The sequence below is a fragment of the Acidobacteriota bacterium genome (assembly GCA_026393755.1).
Taxonomy (GTDB): domain Bacteria; phylum Acidobacteriota; class Vicinamibacteria; order Vicinamibacterales; family JAKQTR01; genus JBAXOX01.
Map to the genome: position 1 here is coordinate 123,600 of JAPKZO010000040.1, position 18,949 is coordinate 142,548.

Annotated in this window: 12 protein-coding genes and 1 tRNA gene; 11 read left to right on the forward strand and 2 right to left on the reverse strand. The window is 64.6% G+C overall.

The window, feature by feature from the left end; translation table 11 throughout:
- The first annotated feature begins 49 nt into the window (after positions 1-49).
- From NTV05_17675 to rho, 9 genes are all read left to right on the forward strand, one after another.
- Positions 50-937, forward strand: a complete 888-nt coding sequence (locus NTV05_17675) for a hypothetical protein (GenBank protein ID MCX6546226.1) — start codon at positions 50-52, stop codon at positions 935-937.
- A 139-nt stretch (positions 938-1,076) separates the two neighbouring features.
- Positions 1,077-3,806 carry a hypothetical protein gene (locus tag NTV05_17680; protein ID MCX6546227.1) on the forward strand — a complete coding sequence of 910 codons (2,730 nt, stop codon included), beginning with the start codon at positions 1,077-1,079 and terminating at the stop codon, positions 3,804-3,806.
- A gap of 112 nt (positions 3,807-3,918) precedes the next feature.
- Positions 3,919-4,005, forward strand: a tRNA-Leu gene (locus NTV05_17685).
- A 79-nt stretch (positions 4,006-4,084) separates the two neighbouring features.
- Positions 4,085-5,374: a trigger factor gene (gene tig, locus NTV05_17690; protein MCX6546228.1), complete on the forward strand. Its 1,290-nt coding sequence runs from the start codon at positions 4,085-4,087 to the stop codon at positions 5,372-5,374.
- A gap of 50 nt (positions 5,375-5,424) precedes the next feature.
- Positions 5,425-6,054, forward strand: coding sequence for an ATP-dependent Clp protease proteolytic subunit (locus NTV05_17695; GenBank protein MCX6546229.1), 630 nt, complete (start codon positions 5,425-5,427; stop codon positions 6,052-6,054).
- A gap of 7 nt (positions 6,055-6,061) precedes the next feature.
- Positions 6,062-7,312 carry an ATP-dependent Clp protease ATP-binding subunit ClpX gene (clpX, locus tag NTV05_17700; GenBank protein ID MCX6546230.1) on the forward strand — a complete coding sequence of 417 codons (1,251 nt, stop codon included), beginning with the start codon at positions 6,062-6,064 and terminating at the stop codon, positions 7,310-7,312.
- Positions 7,312-9,708: an endopeptidase La gene (gene lon / locus NTV05_17705; protein ID MCX6546231.1), complete on the forward strand. Its 2,397-nt coding sequence runs from the start codon at positions 7,312-7,314 to the stop codon at positions 9,706-9,708. The genes clpX and lon overlap by 1 nt, the downstream gene beginning before the upstream one ends.
- A 150-nt stretch (positions 9,709-9,858) precedes the next feature.
- Positions 9,859-10,488: a ribosome biogenesis GTP-binding protein YihA/YsxC gene (gene yihA / locus NTV05_17710; protein ID MCX6546232.1), complete on the forward strand. Its 630-nt coding sequence runs from the start codon at positions 9,859-9,861 to the stop codon at positions 10,486-10,488.
- Positions 10,489-10,499: 11 nt separating this feature from the next.
- Positions 10,500-11,747, forward strand: coding sequence for a transcription termination factor Rho (gene rho / locus NTV05_17715; protein MCX6546233.1), 1,248 nt, complete (start codon positions 10,500-10,502; stop codon positions 11,745-11,747).
- 156 nt (positions 11,748-11,903) lie between these two features.
- On the opposite strand, the gene NTV05_17720 is transcribed toward rho, so the two are convergent.
- Positions 11,904-15,839, reverse strand: a complete 3,936-nt coding sequence (locus NTV05_17720) for a carboxypeptidase-like regulatory domain-containing protein (protein MCX6546234.1) — start codon at positions 15,837-15,839, stop codon at positions 11,904-11,906.
- A gap of 237 nt (positions 15,840-16,076) precedes the next feature.
- Between NTV05_17720 and NTV05_17725 the strand changes: the two genes are divergently transcribed.
- Positions 16,077-17,042, forward strand: coding sequence for an aldo/keto reductase (locus NTV05_17725; protein MCX6546235.1), 966 nt, complete (start codon positions 16,077-16,079; stop codon positions 17,040-17,042).
- A 129-nt stretch (positions 17,043-17,171) separates the two neighbouring features.
- Positions 17,172-17,447, forward strand: coding sequence for a 50S ribosomal protein L31 (rpmE, locus tag NTV05_17730; protein MCX6546236.1), 276 nt, complete (start codon positions 17,172-17,174; stop codon positions 17,445-17,447).
- 44 nt (positions 17,448-17,491) lie between these two features.
- Here rpmE and NTV05_17735 read toward each other — a convergent pair whose 3' ends face one another.
- On the reverse strand, positions 17,492-18,805 hold the full coding sequence (locus NTV05_17735; protein ID MCX6546237.1) for a ribonuclease H-like domain-containing protein: 1,314 nt from the start codon (positions 18,803-18,805) through the stop codon (positions 17,492-17,494).
- Positions 18,806-18,949: the final 144 nt, after the last annotated feature.

The following is an 18,949-nucleotide window of genomic DNA, read 5'->3' on the forward strand; positions in this document are numbered from 1 at the left end:
GACCTGGTAATGTAGCAGGACCGGGCGGCGGTGTAATACTGAGGTCGACATGAGTAGACAGACGCTTCATCCCGTCTTCTTCGCGGCGCTCTTCTGCGTCGTGATTCCCGCGCTTGCCGCTGCCCAGGCGCCTTCGTCGAACGAGCAGGCCCAGCCGTCCAGTGTCCAGCGCGTCATCCGCGATCAGCTTGCAGGATCGATCAACGAACCCGGCCTGCAGAACACGCTGGAGGTGTCGTGGCTCAAGCCGCTGTCCCGTTCCAGCCATCCGCTGCTCGCCGACGCCCACTTGTCGGCGGGCCTGGTCAGCGTGACAACGCCGTCGGCGGCCAGACTGGGAGGATGGGTCGAGTACTCGCCGCTTTCCATCCTTGATGTGCGCGCCGGGATCGAGCCGGGGGTCTACTTCGGCGCGTTCAGTTCGCTGCTGAGCTTTGGCGCCTACTCCGATCCGTATGACCGGCAGACCCGAAACGCGCGCCACGACCTCAAGTCCGGGAAGGGGCTGCGGGCCTACGCCGAGCCGGCCGTGAAACTGAAAGTGGGACCGGTCGTGGCACGGGTCGGCGCAGAGTTCGAGCGATGGTCTTCGAGCGCGGCGGGGCCCCTGTTCTACGAGCCAACACGCGACACTCTGCTGAAGGCCGAAGGCGACTACATGATGACGCTGACCAGCGTCGCGATGTACCAGCGGGCGGCCGCGCCAGGCGGCCTGGTGGGGGCTGGGATCATCCATAACTTCACGCGCGTGTTCGACGCCCCAGCGGGCAACCGCAGCGAGCGTCTCGGCCTGATTGGGTTCCGCGAGTTCGGTTCGCCCCACCTGCGACTGCCGCACGTGCGCATCACGGCGGTCGCCTGGCGCTACCTGGAAGATCCGTCCAAACGCAACCAGTGGGGCGCCGCCCTCCTGATCGACTTCCGAACCGGAAAGTAACGACCAGGTCACGGCGAACAGGCTGAGTCGTCCGATGGGCCCGTGACGACGGGCCGAACATCAACTTCATCGTCATCTGGCGCTACAATGCGACGACTGGAATCTCATCCGGCTGCCCCGTTTCCGACTGGATCGCCACATGATGCACCGATGCGCGCGACAGACCCTGCTGCTGGCAGTCCTGGCCCTCACGCTCCTGCCCTCCCTGGGTGAACTCGACGCGCAGAGCCAGACGCCGCCACCCACCGCTCCGCCGGCAGCCGCCGCAACGCCAGCGACCATCCCTCGTTTCGCCCGAGAGGCCAACCCTATCTCGCTTTCGGGCGTCGCACGTCCCACCCGCTACATGGAGGCATCGGGCCGCAAGGCCGCACTTCTCGGGCGAGAGGATGGCAGCTTCGAAGCGTGGGTGTACCCGCTCAAGGTGCTGCAGGACTTCGGATTGTCGTTCGGCGTGCCTGCGTACAAGGACCCGATCGCGGGCGCCAGTCTGGCCAACTCGGTAGACATCCGTCCCGAGGCGTCGACCGTGCGGTATTCGCACGCGGCGTTTACGGTGGATGCGACCTGGCTTGTGCCGCTCAATGAGCAGGGCGCGCTCGTGCTGCTGGACGTCCGGACATCGGTGCGTCTGAGGCTGGCGGTCACATTCAGTGTCGATCTGAAACCAATGTGGCCGGCAGCCCTTCACGGACAGTACATCGCCTGGGACAACGCGCTGAAGGCGTACGTCGCCGGTGAGGGCAGCGGGACGCACGCCGCCCTCATCGGATCGCCGTTCGGCGTCAATCCGTCCGAGCAGCCGACGCCCAATCTGCCGGGCGCGCCTACGCAGTTCGCCATTGAGATCACACCGGAGACGGCGGCCAAAGGCCTCGTGCCGATCGTCATTGCCGCCAGCCCCGACGGGTTGGCTGCCGCCACAGCGACGTACAAGAAGCTGCTCGCAAACGCCGCTCCGCTCTACGCCGAATCCGAGCGGCACTATCGCAGGATCCGGGAGGAGCTCACCAGCATCAATACGCCGGACGATCGCCTTGATCTCGCGTTTGAATGGGGGAAGGTTGCCCTCGACAAGGGCTTCGTCTGCAATCCGCGCCTCGGGTGCGGCCTGATGGCCGGCCTCGGGCCCTCGGGCACGGGTGAGCGCCCGGGCGCCGGCTGGTTCTTCGGCGGTGATGCGTCCATTAATTCGTGGGCGATGACCGCCTACGGCGACTTCTCCACGGTCAAGCAGACACTCGAGTTCCTCCGCAAACGTCAGCGCGCCGACGGCAAGATGATGCATGCGCTATCGCAGGGCGGCGGCTACGTGAAGTGGTTCGAGGAGTACCCGTACGGCTACGCTCACGCCGATGCGACCCCGCTCTACATCACGGCGGTGCGCGACTACGTGAGGGCGAGCGGCGATGTGGCGCTGGCCAGGATCTTCTGGCCTTCGATCAAGCTGGCGTACGACTACTGCGTGTCGACCGACGAGGACGGCGATGGCCTGATGGACAACACGAAGGCCGGGCCCTCCGCAATGGAAACGGGGGCGCTTCGTCAGCGCGACATCTTGACCGATGCCTTTCTCGGTGCGGCGTGGACCGAAGCGGCCGATGCGGTTGCGGAGCTGGCCGGGATCACCGGCGATCCGTTTGTCTCCAAGGCCCGCGACGCCGCCATCAAGGCTCGGACGTCCCTCAATCTGCGCTTCCTCGACGACGAGCGCCGCCGCATCTACGTCGCGTACATGAAGGACGGCAAGGGCCGGGCCGAACCGACCGCCTGGACCGGCTTCGCACTGGGGCGCGGGGTGTTCGACAACCGGCGCGCGGCCGTCGAGGGCGCGCTCGACGAACTGGCTGGCGCCGGGATCGGCGCCGACTGGGGGGCACGGACGCTGTCGATCGACGGCGCGCTCTACGATGCCTCGAGCGACAACAACGGTGCGGTGTGGCCGTTCCTGTCAGGGTTTGCGGCGCTGGGACTGTACGCGAACAGCCGGCCCGACGCGGCGTGGGACTATCTGGACGGCACGGCGGATCTGGCGTTTCTCGAGTCGCGCGGGTACATGGCCGAACGCTTCTCTGGCGATCGCGCGCGATCGATGGACTCCGCGGTGCCGCATCAGCTCTCGGCGACGACCGGATTGGTCTCGACGCTGCTCCGCGGGCTGGTTGGCCTTGATGCGCTGCCGGCGCAGACGGTCGATGGGAAGGCGGTCGGCGAACGGCTTCTGATCGCGCCGCAGCTGCCGCCGGGCTGGGGCTATCTCCGCCTGCGCAATGTCCGCTGGCACGACATCACGGCGGACATTTCGGTGATCCGTGACGAGACGGGATACGCCGTGTCGGTGGTTCCCAAGGGCGGAGCGCTGCCGCTCGAGGTGTCCTTCACGCTGGAGCCTGGCGCCGAAATCGCGGCGCGCGGCCAGGGGGGCAAGTCCATCGCCTCGAGTGCCGACGTCTCCCGAGGCCCCCGCGGCTGGACGGTGCAGCTGGCCACCGGCCCGACGACGTATGCGGTGAACGTTCTGCCGGGCATTCAGGTGGTCCCGATTCAAGCGCCGATGCAGCTGGGCGATGAGGCGTCGCGCCTGCGCGTCATCGATGCGCGGCTCAATGGAAAGATCTACACGCTCCGCGTGGAAGGTCGCCGTGGGCGCAGCTATCGTGTGCGATTGTCCGCCCCGTTCGTGATTGAACGTATCGACGGCGCGCTCATCGACAGGTGGCAGGGCGCCACGAATCCGAACCTCGCGTCGGCGCGCATTCTTCAGATCGACATTCCCGCCGCCGACGCTGCCTCGGCTGGAGCCGCCAGCCGCCGGAGCGATTGGGCCACCCGGGACGTCGTCATCACGATTGGCGCGAGGCTGAGGTAGCGGGGAATCCTGTGTTTGACCCCCCGGAAAACGGCGTGCTACGCTCTGGATGAGCGCCGGATCCGGGAGAGGGAGATATTGGACGTTCCACCCGGAACGCGCAGCCGTTCTAGCGAAAGTGGCGGAACTGGCAGACGCACTGGACTTAGGATCCAGTAGCCGAAAGGCTGTGGGGGTTCGAATCCCCCCTTTCGCACCAGGCCCGTTCCAGCGTCATCGCCCCGTTGCGGCCCGGCCGGCCGCCTAATCTGTCCATGTCCGACACCGATACATAGAAGATGAAGACCGAGTTTGTCGAGGTGACCCAGACGCTGAAGCGTCTTGCCATTGAACTCCCGAGTGACGTTGTGGACGCCGAAATCGCGCGGGTCACCGCCGCGCTGGGCCGCCGCGCGAAGATTCCGGGGTTCCGCCCGGGCAAGGTGCCCACAAGCATCGTGTGGCAGCGGTTCAAGGATGACATCCTGCGCGAGGTGGCCCACGAACTGGTACCTGGCGCAATCGATCAGGCGCTGCGCGAACGCGATCTGGAACCGGTGGCGGTGCCCGAGGTCACTGATGTGGTCGTCAACGCGGGGCAGCCGCTGAGCTTCACGGCGACGTTCGAAACGGTGCCGTCGTTCGACCCGGGCGAGTACCGCGGCATTGGGTTGCGGAAGAAGGCGGCGGTCGTTGAAGAGGGAGCCATCGATGAGGCGCTGGAGCGTCTGCGTCAGCGTGCGGCGCGGTTTGAGCCGATTGAAGGCCGGGCGCTCGCGTTGCACGACTGGGCCAGCGTCGACCTCGCTCGCCAGGTGCCGGCGGGCGCGTCGGGCAAGCCCGGCCGGGAGAAGCACGACAACGTCACGATCGAGATCGGCGCACCGGCCAACCCCCCGGGGTTTGACGACGAGTTGACGGGGCTCGAGGTCGGCGCCCAGAAGACGTTCGTGATTCACTTCCCCGCCGACCACGCCGCGAAGGAACTGGCGGGCACGGAGGTCGAGTACACGGTCGCGCTCAAGAGCATCAAGGAGCGCGTCGTGCCGGCGCTCGACGACGACTTCGCGAAGGACCTGGGAAGCTTCGAGACGCTGGCGGACTTGCGTGAACGTGTGCGCCACGACCTGCAGCATGAAGCCGACCACGACTCAGACCGGGAGGTGCGCAGCGACCTGCTCGGCGATCTGGCCAAGCGGGTGCCGTTCGACGTGCCGGTCGCGCTGGTCGATCAGGAGCTGGATCGGCGGCTCGAAGAATTCGTCCGGCGGCTGGTGGACCAGAAGATCGATCCGAACAAGACCGGGATTGACTGGCAGGAATTCCGGAACGGCCAGCGCGAGTCCGCGATCGATGCGGTCAAGGCGACGATCGCGCTCGACGAGGTCGCCCGGCGCGAGACGGTCGCGGTCAGCGACGAGGACCTCGATCAGGAAGTGCAGCGCTACGCGGACAGCAGCGGCCGCTCGGCGGCGGCGGTGCGCGCGCATCTGGAGAAAGACGGCGGGCTCGGGCGCCTGCGGGGCGGGCTGCGGCGCGAGAAGACGGTTGAATTCCTGCTGGCCAACGCCAGCATCACGACGGTGTAGTCCTTCGATGCCCGGGTGCCGAAGGCCCTGGGCCCTAGCGGGGATTGACGATGAATCGCACTTCTGGAGATGAGCGCATGCAGCTGGTGCCCATGGTCGTCGAGCAGACGAACCGCGGCGAGCGGGCCTACGACATCTTCTCGCGGCTGCTGAAGGACAACATCATCTTCATCGGGACGCCGATCGACGACCAGATCGCGAACCTGACGATCGCCCAGATGCTGTTTCTGGAGGCGGAGGATCCCGAGAAGGACATCCTGCTCTACATCAACAGTCCTGGCGGCTCGATCACGGCTGGCCTGGCGATCTATGACACGATGCAGTTCATCCGTCCCGACGTCCAGACGTACTGCCTCGGGCAGGCGGCGTCGATGGCGTCGGTGCTGCTGGCGGGCGGGGCGAAGGGCAAGCGATTCTCGCTCCCGAACTCGCGCATCGTGATTCACCAGCCGCTGATGCAGGGGCTGGCCGGGCAGGCGACCGACATCGAGGCGACCGACATCGACATCGCCGCGCGGGAACTGCTGCGCATGCGGGAGAACCTGAACTCGATTCTGGTGCACCACACCGGGCAGCCGATGGAGCGCATCCAGCAGGACACGGAGCGCGACTACATCCTGCGGGCGGAGCAGGCGAAGGAATACGGTATCATTGACGACGTGATCCGAAAGCGCACCTGAGGCCGGCATGGTCAAGAAGAACGGCGAATCCGAAGTGCTCCGCTGCTCGTTCTGCAACAAGGATCAGAACGACGTCCGCAAGCTGATTGCGGGGCCGACGGTGTATATCTGCGACGAGTGCGTGGAAGTCTGCAACGACATCATCGCGGATGACAACCGCTACGAGCACAAGGGCGCTCCGCGGACCACGCTGCCGACTCCCCCGGAGATCAAGAAGTTCCTCGACGACTACGTCATCGGCCAGGAACGCACGAAGAAGAAGCTGGCGGTCGCCGTCTACAACCACTACAAGCGCATCGAGATCCAGAAAGTCGCGCGCACCAAGCACGACATCGAGCTCTCCAAGTCGAACATCCTGCTCATCGGCCCCACCGGCACGGGCAAGACGCTGATGGCGCAGACGCTGGCCAAGATGCTGTCGGTGCCGTTTGCCATCGTGGACGCGACGACGCTGACCGAAGCCGGCTACGTCGGGGAGGATGTGGAGAACATCATCCTCAAGCTGCTGCAGGCGGCCGGCGGCGACATCGAGAAGTGCCAGCAGGGCATCATCTACATCGACGAGATCGACAAGATTTCGCGCAAGGACGAGAATCCGTCGATCACGCGCGACGTGTCGGGCGAAGGCGTGCAGCAGGCGCTGCTGAAGATCCTCGAGGGCACGGTGGCGAACGTGCCCCCGCAAGGCGGCCGCAAGCACCCGCACCAGGAGTTCTACCAGGTCGACACGACCAATGTGCTGTTTATCTGCGGCGGGGCGTTCGTGGGCCTCGAGAAGGTAATCGAGCGGCGCATCGGCAAGAAGACCCTCGGCTTCAGGGCCGACGTCAAACCGCACGGCGGGCGCGATCTGGGCGGGACGCTCGAGCGCATCGAGCCGGAAGATCTCATCAAGTACGGGTTGATCCCGGAATTTGTCGGCCGGCTTCCGGTGGTCGGGACGCTGCACGAGCTGGACAAGGCGGCGCTGGTCCAGATCCTGACGCAGCCCAGAAACGCCATCACCAAGCAGTACCAGAAGCTGTTCGAGTACGAGAACGCCAAGCTGCGCTTCACCGAAGACGCCCTGGAGGCGATCGCCGAGGGCGCGATCCGGCGCAAGATGGGCGCCCGCGGCCTGCGGATGATCATCGAGGACTTGATGCTGGACCTGATGTACAGCCTTCCGGGCCAGAAGAAGGTGCGCGAGTGCGTCATCAGCCGGGAAGTGGTCGAGCAGAAGGCTCAGCCGATGATGCTCATGGAAAAGGCGGGATAGTGGAAATCTATGAAACGCTCCCCATCGTGCCATTGCGGGACCTTGTGGTCTTCCCGCACATGATGGTGCCATTCGTGATCGGCCGGCCGGCGTCCATCAAGGCGCTGGAGCACGCGCTCGAGAAGGACAAGCGGGTGTTCCTGGCGGCGCAGCACGACGCCCAGGTGGACGACCCGCAGCCCCAGGACATCTTCACGATGGGCTGTGTGGCCAACGTGGTGCAGAGCCTCAAGCTGCCCGACGGCAACGTGAAACTGCTGGTTGAGGGCGCCGACCGCGGCCGTGCCATCGAGTGGAAGGAAGACAAGGGCTTCTACCGCGTCGTCGTCAAGGTCCTGCCGCGCCACCGCGATGCGGCCGGCGACGTGGAAGGCGCGATGACCCGCGTGGTGTCGCTGTTCGAGCAGTACGTCAAGCTGTCGAACACGCTCCAGTACGATGCGATGATCGCGGCGGTGCGCGTCGATGACCCGGGCCGCCTGTCGGATACGATTGCGGCGCACCTGGCCGTCGGCGTCGACGAAAAGCAGAACCTGCTCGAGATGATCTCGCCGCTCGAACGGCTCAACCGGATCGCCGCCATCCTCGAAACCGAGGTGGACAAGCTCCAGGTCGACCGCCGAATCCAGACGCGGGTCAAGAAGCAGATGGAGAAGGCGCAGAAGGAGTACTACCTCAACGAGAAGATGAAGGCGATCCAGAAGGAACTGGGCCGCAAGGACGAAAAAGGCAACGAGGTCGACGAGCTCAAGAAGAAGATCGAGAAGTCGCGGATGCCGAAGGACGTCGAGGAGAAGGCGATCCAGGAACTGAAGCGCCTGGAATCGATGCCGCCGATGTCGGCCGAGGCGACCGTCTCGCGCAACTATCTCGACTGGCTCGTCGCGGTGCCGTGGCACAAGAAGTCGAAGGAGAGCCGCGATCTGAAGCGGTCGGAACAGATCCTGAACCAGGACCATTACGGGCTCGACAAGATCAAGGAGCGCATCCTCGAGTTCCTGGCCGTTCGCGCGCTGGTCAAGAAGCCCAAGGCCACCATCCTGACGCTGGCCGGCCCTCCCGGCGTCGGCAAGACGTCGCTGGCCAAGTCTGTGGCGCGCTCGATGAACCGGCAGTTCGTCCGGTTGTCGCTTGGCGGGGTCCGAGACGAGGCGGAGATTCGCGGCCATCGCCGCACGTACATCGGCGCGTTCCCTGGCCAGATCATCCAGATGATGAAGAAGGCCGGCACGCAGAACCCGGTCTTCCTGCTCGACGAAGTCGATAAGATGTCGATGGACTTCCGCGGCGATCCGTCGGCCGCCCTGCTGGAAGTGCTCGATCCGGAGCAGAACCACACGTTCCTCGATCACTACCTCGACGTGGAGTACGACCTGTCGAACGTGATGTTCATCTGCACCGCCAACGTGCTGCACACGGTGCCCCAGGCGCTGCGCGACCGGATGGAGACGCTGCACCTGCCCGGGTACACCGAACAGGAAAAGACCGAGATCGCCAAGCGGTTCCTCGTGCCAAAGACGCTTGAGGGCACCGGCCTGCTGCCGGCCAACGTCACCTTCACCGACGATGCCCTCAAGACGGTGATCCAGCGCTACACGCGGGAGGCGGGCGTCCGCAGCCTGGAACGCGAGATCCAATCCATCTGCCGCAAGGTCGCCCGGCGCGTCGTCGTCGAGGGCAAAGCGTACATCGAAGAGATTTCGCCGGAGAAGGTCACCCAGTTCCTCGGCGTGCCAAGGTTCCGGCCGACGATGGCCGAGGAGAAGAACGAAATCGGCCTCGCGACCGGTTTGGCGTGGACCGAAGTCGGCGGCGAGATCCTCGTCACGGAGGCGACGCTCATGTCCGGGCGCGGCCGCCTGACGCTCACCGGCAAGCTGGGCGACGTGATGCAGGAATCGGCGCAGGCGGCGCTGAGCTACGTGCGGTCGAAGGCGGAGGAGTTCGGCATCGACAAGGATTTCCACCGGCGCAGCGACGTGCACATCCACGTCCCGGAGGGTGCGATCCCGAAGGACGGGCCGTCGGCCGGCATCACAATGGCGACCTCGCTCGTGTCGATCCTGACCAGGGTGCCCGTGAGGCGTGACGTTGCAATGACCGGCGAGATCACGCTGCGGGGCAAGGTGCTGCCCATCGGGGGCGTCAAGGAAAAGGTGCTCGCGGCTCATCGCGCCGGGATTTTCACGATTATTCTGCCGAAGGACAACGAGAAGGACCTGGCGGATATTCCCAAAGACGTGCTGGACATCCTGAGTGTCTACCTCGTCGACACCATGGACGACGTATTGCGGATTGCGCTGGCCGGTCCCGTGCCCGGCCGTCCGCTGCCCGCCTCCGAGATCGAGCCCGTGAAGATTGGGCCTTCGGCCGGAGATGAGCGGGTGACGCATTAGTCGCCTTCGCCCTGAGCCTCTCGACAGTGCTCGGAGCTTCCTGAGCGCAGTCCAAGGCCCGTTGCCAAAGGGCGTCGGCGCTCAAGACCGGATCAGGCGCTGACGGCTGGCGAAGATTCAACCGATTCGCCAGAACGTCACCACGGGTGCATGGCCATATTGAGAATCACGGCGGCGGAGTTCGTGACCAGCGCCGCAAGCGCCGGCGATCTGCTGCAGACGAGCCTTGCGGAACTGGCGATCGCGGGTCGATCCAACGTCGGCAAGTCGACGCTGATCAACGTGCTGGCTGGCCGAACGCTGGCCAGGACCAGCGCGGCCCCGGGGAAGACCCGGCTGGCCAACTACTACCGGTTGCAGCCCTCGCGCGGCCCGGCGTTCCACCTGGTGGACCTGCCGGGCTACGGCTACGCGCGCGGGGCGCGAGACGGACAGACGTTTGACACGCTCGCCCGGGAGTACTTCTTCGGGGATGTCCAGGGCGCCTGGATCCGGCCGGCGATCGCCGGGGTGATCCTGCTCGTCGACGCCCGTCACCCGGGCCTGGACTCGGATGCTGAAGCCTTCAGGTGGTTCGGCGCGCAGGGATGCCCACTGCGCCTGGTCGCCACGAAGGCCGACAAGCTGTCGCGCGCCGAGCGGCAGCGGACAACGCACGCACTGACGCGGGCGTTTGGAACAAGCGCGCTGATGGTTTCAGCGCCAGGTGGCGAGGGCATCGATGAGCTGTGGACATGGATAGCGCAACAACTGGATCAGTGGACACTTCGCAAGCCGTAGACGTCGAGAAGATCGACCTCGCCTCACTGAAGGCCATGAACATCGCGGCGCTGACCGGCGTCGCCAAGCAACTCGATCTGCCGGGTGCGACTGGCATGCGCAAGCAGGATCTGATCTTCCAGATCCTCAGAGCGCGGAGCGAGCGCAATGGCCTGATGTTCTCCGAAGGCGTCCTCGAGACGTTGCCTGACGGCTACGGATTCCTCCGGGGGCCTGACTACAACTACCTGCCTGGCCCTGATGATGTGTATGTGTCGCCTTCCCAGATCCGGCGATTCGAACTGCAGACCGGCGATACCGTGTCGGGCCAGATTCGGCCGCCGCGCGAAGGGGAACGCTACTTTGCCCTCGTCAAGGTGGACGCGGTCAACTTCGATTCCCCGGAGCGCAAGAAGGAGAAGGTCTTCTTCGAGAACCTGACCCCGCTCTACCCCGAAGCGAAGTTCAATCTCGAACACAATCCCGAGGAGATGTGCACGCGGGTTATCGACCTGATGGCGCCAATTGGCAAGGGCCAGCGCGCGCTGATCGTGGCCCCGCCCCGCACGGGCAAGACCATGCTGCTGCAGGCGCTGGCCGGCAGCATCATGGCCAATCATCCGGAAGTGTTCCTGATCGTGCTGCTGATCGACGAGCGGCCCGAAGAAGTCACCGACATGCAGCGCTCGGTCCGGGGCGAGGTGGTGTCGTCAACGTTCGACGAGCCGCCGCAGCGCCACGTCCAGGTGGCGGAAATGGTCATCGAGAAGGCCAAGCGCCTCGTGGAGACCGGCCGTGACGTCGTCATCCTGCTCGACTCGATCACGCGGCTCGCGCGGGCGTACAACACCGTAGTGCCGGCGTCCGGCCGAATCCTGTCTGGCGGCGTCGACAGCAACGCCCTGCAGAAGCCCAAACGGTTCTTCGGCGCGGCGCGCAAGATCGAGGGCGGCGGCTCGCTGACCATCGTTGCCACCGCACTCATCGACACGGGCTCACGAATGGACGATGTGATCTTCGAGGAATTCAAGGGCACGGGCAACCTCGAGATTCTGCTCGACCGGCAGCTGTCAGACCGCCGCGTGTTCCCGGCCATTGACATCCGCAAGAGCGGCACGCGCAAGGAAGAACTGCTGATTGAGAAGGATATCCTCAGCAAGGTCTGGGTCCTCCGCAAGGTGCTCGATCCGCTCTCGGCCGTGGACGCGATGGAGTTGCTGCTCGGGAAGATGTCCAAGACCCGCACGAATGCGGAGTTTCTGGGAGCCATGAACCGCTAGCGGCGTGTCTGGGCACACGCCCGAAGGGTTGAAACACGTCGGGCGGTGAAGCGCCCCAAGACGCTCCACCGCCCGTGAACTTCGCCTGTTCAGTCGTCAGTGTTCAGCCAACGGCAAACCCGGCCTTACCCATCTTCTAACTCTCGAGTCGTCCGACTACCAGCTGACTCTGAACGCCAACTGCACGCGGCGGCCCGACAGCTGCGTGCCGGTGACCTCGAAGTTGGACGACGTGTTGTTGACCCCCTGCCCCTGTACTGGGGCAAAGATGTCCGTGTTGAACGCGTTGAATACCTCAGCGCGGAAGTCAAAGACCACGCGGCCTCTGATCGGGAACTGCTTCGCCAAGCTCATGTCGACGTTCCAGTACAGAGGCGACGTGATCACGAGGCTGCGCGTGCCGCAGGTTCCGTACGTCGTCGAAATCGATTCGATACAGGTTGCGCTCTGTGCCGGCGCGATGTACCGGCCAGTCGGCACGCCCTTGGAGTAGCCGGTTGGATCCGTCGCGCTGTAGCTGAAGGCCAGGACCGTGTTGTCGATCACGTCCTGGGGCAGCATCCACACCTTCCCGGCCGCGTCCACCCGGTACTTGTACATGCTCTGCAGGTCCTTCGCGGTCATGCCGACCAGGCGGACGTTGCCGAAGTCGATGAGCCGACCGCTCTGGATAGAGCCGAGGCCCTGCCACTGCCAACCGCCGAGGACGGCGTTGACCAGCGGGCTGGCATTGCTGAGGAACCGCTTGCCGCGACCGAACGGCAGCTCGTAGATCCAGTTAGCCTTGACCGCGTGCTCAATCCCACCGGAGCTCCCCGTCTGTCGGGTCGGAAGGCGATCCACGCGAAACGAGTAACGGCTCGATCCCCACGATCGGCCGAACGCGTAGCTCACGTTCACCTGCAGCCCCGAGGACATGCGGCGCCGGAGTTCGAGTTGCATCGCGTTGTACTTCGTGTACCCGCCGTTGCCGGTGACGTTGGCCGAACCCACGTCAGGATTGACCACCCAGAAGTTGCGAGGCAGTCCCGCAGCAATACCGTTGGCCTTCATCGTCGTGTTCCCGAGCCCGTAGCTCCCCGTGCCTGCCGCGGTGAAGGGGTTGGGGTTGGTGAGCGCGAGGTAGTTGTAGTAGTTCGAACTCGAGAAGTTCGACGACGTGTACTTGGTGGTGTCTGTCGCATTCGCCGCAGGCAACCCCTGGAAGAACGCCAAGTAGATCGGCAGCGGCGAGGTGCCAGGACCCGTGTACTTGAACGTGTTGCCCTTGCCGTTGGCGATGTTGTACTGCAGGTTCGCCTGCGCCAGCTTGAACTCATTGAGGAAGCCGTTGTCGATGATGTCCCGCTCGTTATAGTTGTACGCGGTCCATCCTTCCTTGCTGCGTGTGCCGATATAGCGCACCGACACCGATGTGGTCTTGCTGACCGCGCGCTGGTAGCCGACCGTGTAGGTCTGGGCGTACGGGATCTTGAGATTCGGATCGAAGATGTTGACCGAATTCGAGATCAACGCGTTGATGGGATACACGCGCGCAGCGGGAATCACGAGGGGGTTGGTCGGCGGGCCCAGGCGAGACGTCTGGGAGAACAACACCGGCATTCCGCTGAGCGTCTGGCCTGGCACGCCGTTCGGGTCGGTCAGGTTCCCGTTGCTGTAGTTGCGGTTTGTCGTCGTCGACACACCGGGATTGGAGCCGACCACGCCGGTGAAGGCGCTCACGCCAGGTCGCTCGAACGCGACGGAGTACCCGCCGCTAATCGACGAATCGCCGCTCTCACCCAGAAGCCGGCGCAGGAAGCCCTTGGACGCGCTCGGCGTCCAGTTGAAGCCGATGCTCGGCGCGATGTTCGCGTACTGGGTCTTGAACATCTCCTGACCCTTCTTCAACTCCTGGTAGCAGGGTGAAGCGGTCACGCACACTCGCGACGAACCCGGCGTGGAGCCGGCAACGCCGTTCAGCACGCCCGGCTGGAAGAGATAGCCCAGATTGGGCCCGGCCCCGACCGAGCTGGCAACAAAGCCCGGCGCGACGCCGGTGATGCCCCAGATGTCCGCCATCGTAGCGGTCGTGTAACTGTTGTTCAGGGCGCTCATCGGGAATTCCAGCGCGTATCGCACGCCGGCGTTGACCGTCAGGTTCGGCTTGACGCGCCACGAGTCCTGCGCGAACAGGTCCAACTGTCTCAACTGCGCGCGAGAATACCCTTTTCCAAGATACGAATACGCGTTGGTGTTTTCGTCGAGTCGAACGTTGCCGTTGATGGCACTGACTTCGCCGATGAGCAAGGCATACAGGGTCTGCGCTTTCGCGGCGTCGGTGCTGTTCAACGTGGTGGTGCCAAACACACCATTAAATCCGTCTCCCGGAACGGAGTTAATCGAGATGGCCGGGGCCAGGGTCTGCATCCATCCCCAATAGTCGATCTGGGTCCAGGTGCCTCCAAACGACACAGAGTGCTTGCCCTTGATCCAGGTGACGGTGTCGTCAAAACTCCGGACCGGGGCGTTGCGCGCCTGCTTGGTCGGGATGGCGCCGGGGTTGGCGGCGTTGGTGGGGATGCTGACGGTAAAGCCGTTTGTATTGGCAATCGGGCCGGTGAGCATGTCCTTCGTGTAGGTATCGAAGAACAGGACGTTGCCGCCGCTGCCGCCGTAGCGCGCTTCGTTGACGAGCGACTTGCCAAACACCGAACGCAACGAAGCGGAGTACTGGTAGCGCGTCGAGCTCTGGCCCATGGTGAGCGGGAACCCGGGGTACTGTTGCTCGTAGTGGTTGGTCGTGTCGGGGAAGCTGCTGTTAGTCGACGAGTTGGTAATCAGCGACAGACGATGGTTCTGCGTCAGGTTGTAATCCAACCGAATGGTCGGGAAACGATTGAGCACCGTAGAGTCCTGCTGGAACTTGATGGTCTGATACTGGGGGTCCATCGACCCGGTGGGCAAGACGATCTTGCAGGTCGGGCACGTGGTCGAGGCGTTCATGTCGGCCAGCAGCTTGGTCATGGTCGGATCGGCCGTGTAGGGTAGGCCCATCCTCGCGGCTTCCGTCCAGACGTTGTATTCGGTCGGATTGGCAGCGGTGCCCAACTGGAGAAAGCCCTGCAACATGCGGGGATTGAGCATCGTCCTCGAAAGATCGACCGCGCCCGGCGAGCGGTACTCTTCGTAGTTGACAAAAAAGAACAATTTATTGCGCAGGATCGGGCCGCCCAGTCGTCCGCCCGGCTGATACAGCGTGAGGGGAGTCTTCGTGACCCCGTCGCGAATGTTGAAGTACGTGTTCTGGTCGAGCGCATCGTTGCGGTAGTAGAAGTAGGTACTGCCGATGAACTTGTTACCGCCCGATCGAGTGGTAAATCGCATCTGGACCGCGCCCTGACCCGAGGAGTCTGCCGCGGCGCCAGCGCTCGAGAAGGTCATTTCTTCCATGGCGTCGAGTCGCGGGCTGACCAGTGCGAAGAAGCCGTCGGTCAGCTTGAGCGTGTTGTCCTGGACGTTGACGCCGTCGATCGTCATGTTGATCTGGCCCTGCGGCAACCCGTTGACGTTGGAGTTGCGCACCGAGCTGGCCACATCGACGCCCGGCATCGTGCCGACGAAGTTGGACAGGTCGCGGCTGTTGAGCGGCAGGTTGGTGATCTGCCTGACGTTGAGTGTGGTGGAAACAGCCGAGTTGACCGTCTGGACGATCTCGGCGCCGCCGGTGACAACCACGGTCTCTTCGATTTTGCCGACTTCGAGAATGGTGCGGACCGAAGCGGGAGTGCCGGCGTTCACGGGAACCTCGGGCACAACGTGGGTCTTGAAGCCCATGAGCGCGACGGTCACGCTATAGATGCCCGGGCTGACGCCAGGTACCGAGAAGGTGCCGTTGGCGGTAGTGACCGTCGTGTAGACGGTGCCCGTGGCGTTGTTCTTGACGGTGACGTCGGCGCCAGGCACGGCGGCGCCCGATGCGTCAACGACGGTGCCGTTGACCGATGTCGTCGTGCCGCTCTGCGCGTATGCGAGCGAACTCGCTGCGGCGAGCATCGCCAGCAGCACCACGATTCGAACCATCCAGGTCCTCGTATTGCCTTCGAACCTCATGCAACTCCTCCTCCAAGAAACCGATGTCGGTTCTGCGGTCGCCTCCCGCGACTGCCCAACCTGACATCTCGTGCCATCTATCCCGGAGGCGCAGACAGCGACGCCAACAGCCCCCCGGTTCCCCCCGCTATGGTCGTGAGTCTTCAGAACAATGAGAGAGACGCGCCCGAATATCCTGCCAACGTTACGCTATGCCGCCGCGTCAGTCAAGAACTCAACGGGGGGTAGAATGCCTGGATGATGTACCGGACATTCGGACGATTGGGCTGGCAGGTGGCCGAGGTGGGATTTGGCACCTGGGGCATGGGTGGATGGAGCGGATCCGACGACGGCCAGTCGCGCGCGGCGCTTCGGCGCGGGCTCGAGCAGGGCTGCAATTTCCTCGACACGGCGCTCGTGTACGGCAACGGTCGCAGTGAACGGTTGATTCGAGACGTCCTGACGGACTGGACGGGCCCCCGCCCGATCATTGCGACCAAGATTCCGCCGAAGAACGGGCGCTGGCCCGCCAGCCGATCCACGCCTCTCGACGCCGCGTTTCCGCCGGACTACATCCGCGAGGCCACCGAACGCAGCCTGACGAATCTCGGCGTCGACCAGGTCGATCTCCAGCAGTTCCACGTGTGGACCGACGCGTGGGCGGACGACGACCGATGGGTGCGAGCCGCGGCGGCATTGAAGGACGAGAAACTCGTCAGGGGCATCGGCATCAGCCTGAATCGCTGGGAGCCGACCAACGTCATCAAGGCCCTGCGAACCGGCATCGTGGACGCGGTGCAGGTGGTCTACAACATCTTCGATCAGGCTCCGGAGGACGAGCTGTTTCCGGTCTGCCGGGAACTCGACGTCGCCATCATTGCCCGTGTGCCGTTCGATGAAGGCAGCCTGACCGGCACGATGACGGAGCACGACACGTGGCCGGAGGGCGACTGGCGCAATCTGTATTTCACGCCCGCCAATCTGCGCAAGACGCTGGCTCGGGTCGACCGGCTCAAGACGGACATCCCGGCCGGTCTGGATCTGCCGGAGACGGCGCTGCGTTTTACGCTGCACGACCCGTTGGTCAGTACCGTCATCCCAGGGATGCGAACCGTGACGCACGTCGATCGCAATCTGGCGGCAGGAGACGGCCGACCGTTTCCTCCAGCGCTGCTCGCCGCGCTGCGGCAGCATCGATGGGATCGGACAACGGAGATCCCGTAGGAGCGCGAGAGGACGATTTCCTCCGCGGCCCCGCGGCACCAGGCAGTTGGGCCCTGCATGCTCGATGCTGGCGTTTTCTGCTGGCCCGCTGGTATACTCGATAGTTCCGGACGTCCCGAAGGAGCCAGTATGAAGGAAGGTATCCACCCGAAGGTCTACGAGGTCGAGGCGCGCTGCGCATGTGGCGCGACCTGGAAGACACGCTCCACCAAGCAGGAGCTGCACCTCGAAATCTGCTCAAGCTGCCACCCGTTCTTTACGGGCCGCCAGAAGATCCTGGACATCGAGGGCCGCGTCGAGCGCTTCACGAAGAAGTTCGGCGCCCAGACGGTCGAATCCCGCAAGAAGGCTGCCGCAGCAAAGGCCACCCCGACCAAGAAGGCCAGCAAAGAAGCGTCTGCCTGAGTCCTGCGCAGCAGGTGCTCCGTCGGATAGACGATTTGACGGGCTCAGTCGTGGGTGAGCGTCGCCTGGTCGGAACGCTCTTCCTGTCCGGTCTGCCGCTTCCTGTCCAGCCTCGCCAGCCGGTGCCGCAACGCGTCGATCTGGACCGGGTCGCGCTCGGATTCCAGCGCGTGCAGAACGAACGCCCGCGCGGCGTCGAGATCCCGGCTCCGGTGTTCGTGGTGAATCGCGAGCGCGCGTCGGGCTTCCTGCGCGAGCGGCTGTCCCGCGCCGGCGTCGAGCATGCCGTGCCAGGCTTCGGCCGCGGCGGCGTAGTGGCGTTGGCGGCGGCGATGCACGGCCAGATGATGGAGCGCTTCCGCGCGGACTGTGCGATCGACGGATCGCGTATCCCAGGGCCCGGGGTCCAGCCCTGCCGCCCGTGCGAAATGCGCCTCGGCTTCCCCGCTTCTCCCGAGGCGCTCGTAGATCTGCCCCATGGCCAGCGCCTCGTGTGGGGACGCGACCGCCTCGGTTCCGCCGTCCACCATCCGCATCCCGAGCGCTGTCAGCGCCGCGAGCGAGATCACGTCCAGCCGGTTGTGTTCGAACACCGGTTCCAGCGGTCGCAGGTCCCCGGTGCGCAGGTAGCTGAAGTAACGCGAGGGGATCTCTGATCCAGGCACGTCGCCAACGCGACGAACGCCCAGGATGGCTTCCTCAAGTGCGCCGAGCGAGCAACTCGACTGGTCGAGCGTGTCTCCCCTGTGGCCTTCGTGCCGGCCAGGACCCGAGCCGACGCGTCTCCTCCAGAGTCTCCGCGCCGGGTACAGCATGTCGAAATGCGGCATCTCGCCAAAAGGTGACGAGAGGCGATGGAACAGGTATCGGGTGTCGATGAGCGGCACGTCGAAGCTCCGCCCGTTGAACGTCACGAGGCCGCCGAACTGCTCAGCGAGCGCGGCGAGGCTGACGAGCAGTTCGTGTTCCGCGTGGTATCCGGCCAGAAAGTACTGAACGACGTGAAATCCCTCACTGTCCAGAGAGCCGCAGCCCGCAAGAAACGCGATGGTGCCTGCGCCGCCGCTCAAGCCCGTGGTTTCGAGATCGAAGAACAGCAGCGGACCCTGCGTCGGGACCGTTGGTCGTCTACGGTCGTCGACAAGGGATCGGCTGGCTCCGAACTGCAGATCTAGGGGGCGCTCGGGCCTGGGTCCGCCCGCCGCGCGCTCGTCGGCCGCTAGTACCGCGAGGGCTGGCAGACAGCGGCCGATGGTCTCCGCATAGTGCCCCAGGGTTTGCGTGCCGTGGTACCGCTCGAGATCGTAGTGCCGCTCCATCACCACGCAGCCGGTGGGAACCTCGGACCCGACCGGCACAGCCTCATCCAGCTCGTACCGCCGCGTAGACGAGGACTCGCCCGCAGGGAGGTCTTCGTCACCGACTGGGCGAACGAGGTCTCGCGCGGCGCCCGGCGTCGGACTGTTCCGCAAGAGATCCCTCAGTCGGGACGAAAGACGGGA

Excerpts from the sequence above, each read along its gene's own strand:
- rpmE (MCX6546236.1), top strand. The coding sequence starts at position 17,172 with ATGAAGGAAGGTATCCACCCGAAGGTCTACGAGGTCGAGGCGCGCTGC.
- NTV05_17695 (MCX6546229.1), top strand. The coding sequence starts at position 5,425 with ATGAATCGCACTTCTGGAGATGAGCGCATGCAGCTGGTGCCCATGGTC.
- NTV05_17720 (MCX6546234.1), bottom strand. The coding sequence starts at position 15,839 with ATGAGGTTCGAAGGCAATACGAGGACCTGGATGGTTCGAATCGTGGTG.
- yihA (MCX6546232.1), top strand. The coding sequence starts at position 9,859 with ATGGCCATATTGAGAATCACGGCGGCGGAGTTCGTGACCAGCGCCGCA.
- clpX (MCX6546230.1), top strand. The coding sequence starts at position 6,062 with ATGGTCAAGAAGAACGGCGAATCCGAAGTGCTCCGCTGCTCGTTCTGC.
- tig (MCX6546228.1), top strand. The coding sequence starts at position 4,085 with ATGAAGACCGAGTTTGTCGAGGTGACCCAGACGCTGAAGCGTCTTGCC.
- NTV05_17725 (MCX6546235.1), top strand. The coding sequence starts at position 16,077 with ATGATGTACCGGACATTCGGACGATTGGGCTGGCAGGTGGCCGAGGTG.
- NTV05_17675 (MCX6546226.1), top strand. The coding sequence starts at position 50 with ATGAGTAGACAGACGCTTCATCCCGTCTTCTTCGCGGCGCTCTTCTGC.
- NTV05_17680 (MCX6546227.1), top strand. The coding sequence starts at position 1,077 with ATGATGCACCGATGCGCGCGACAGACCCTGCTGCTGGCAGTCCTGGCC.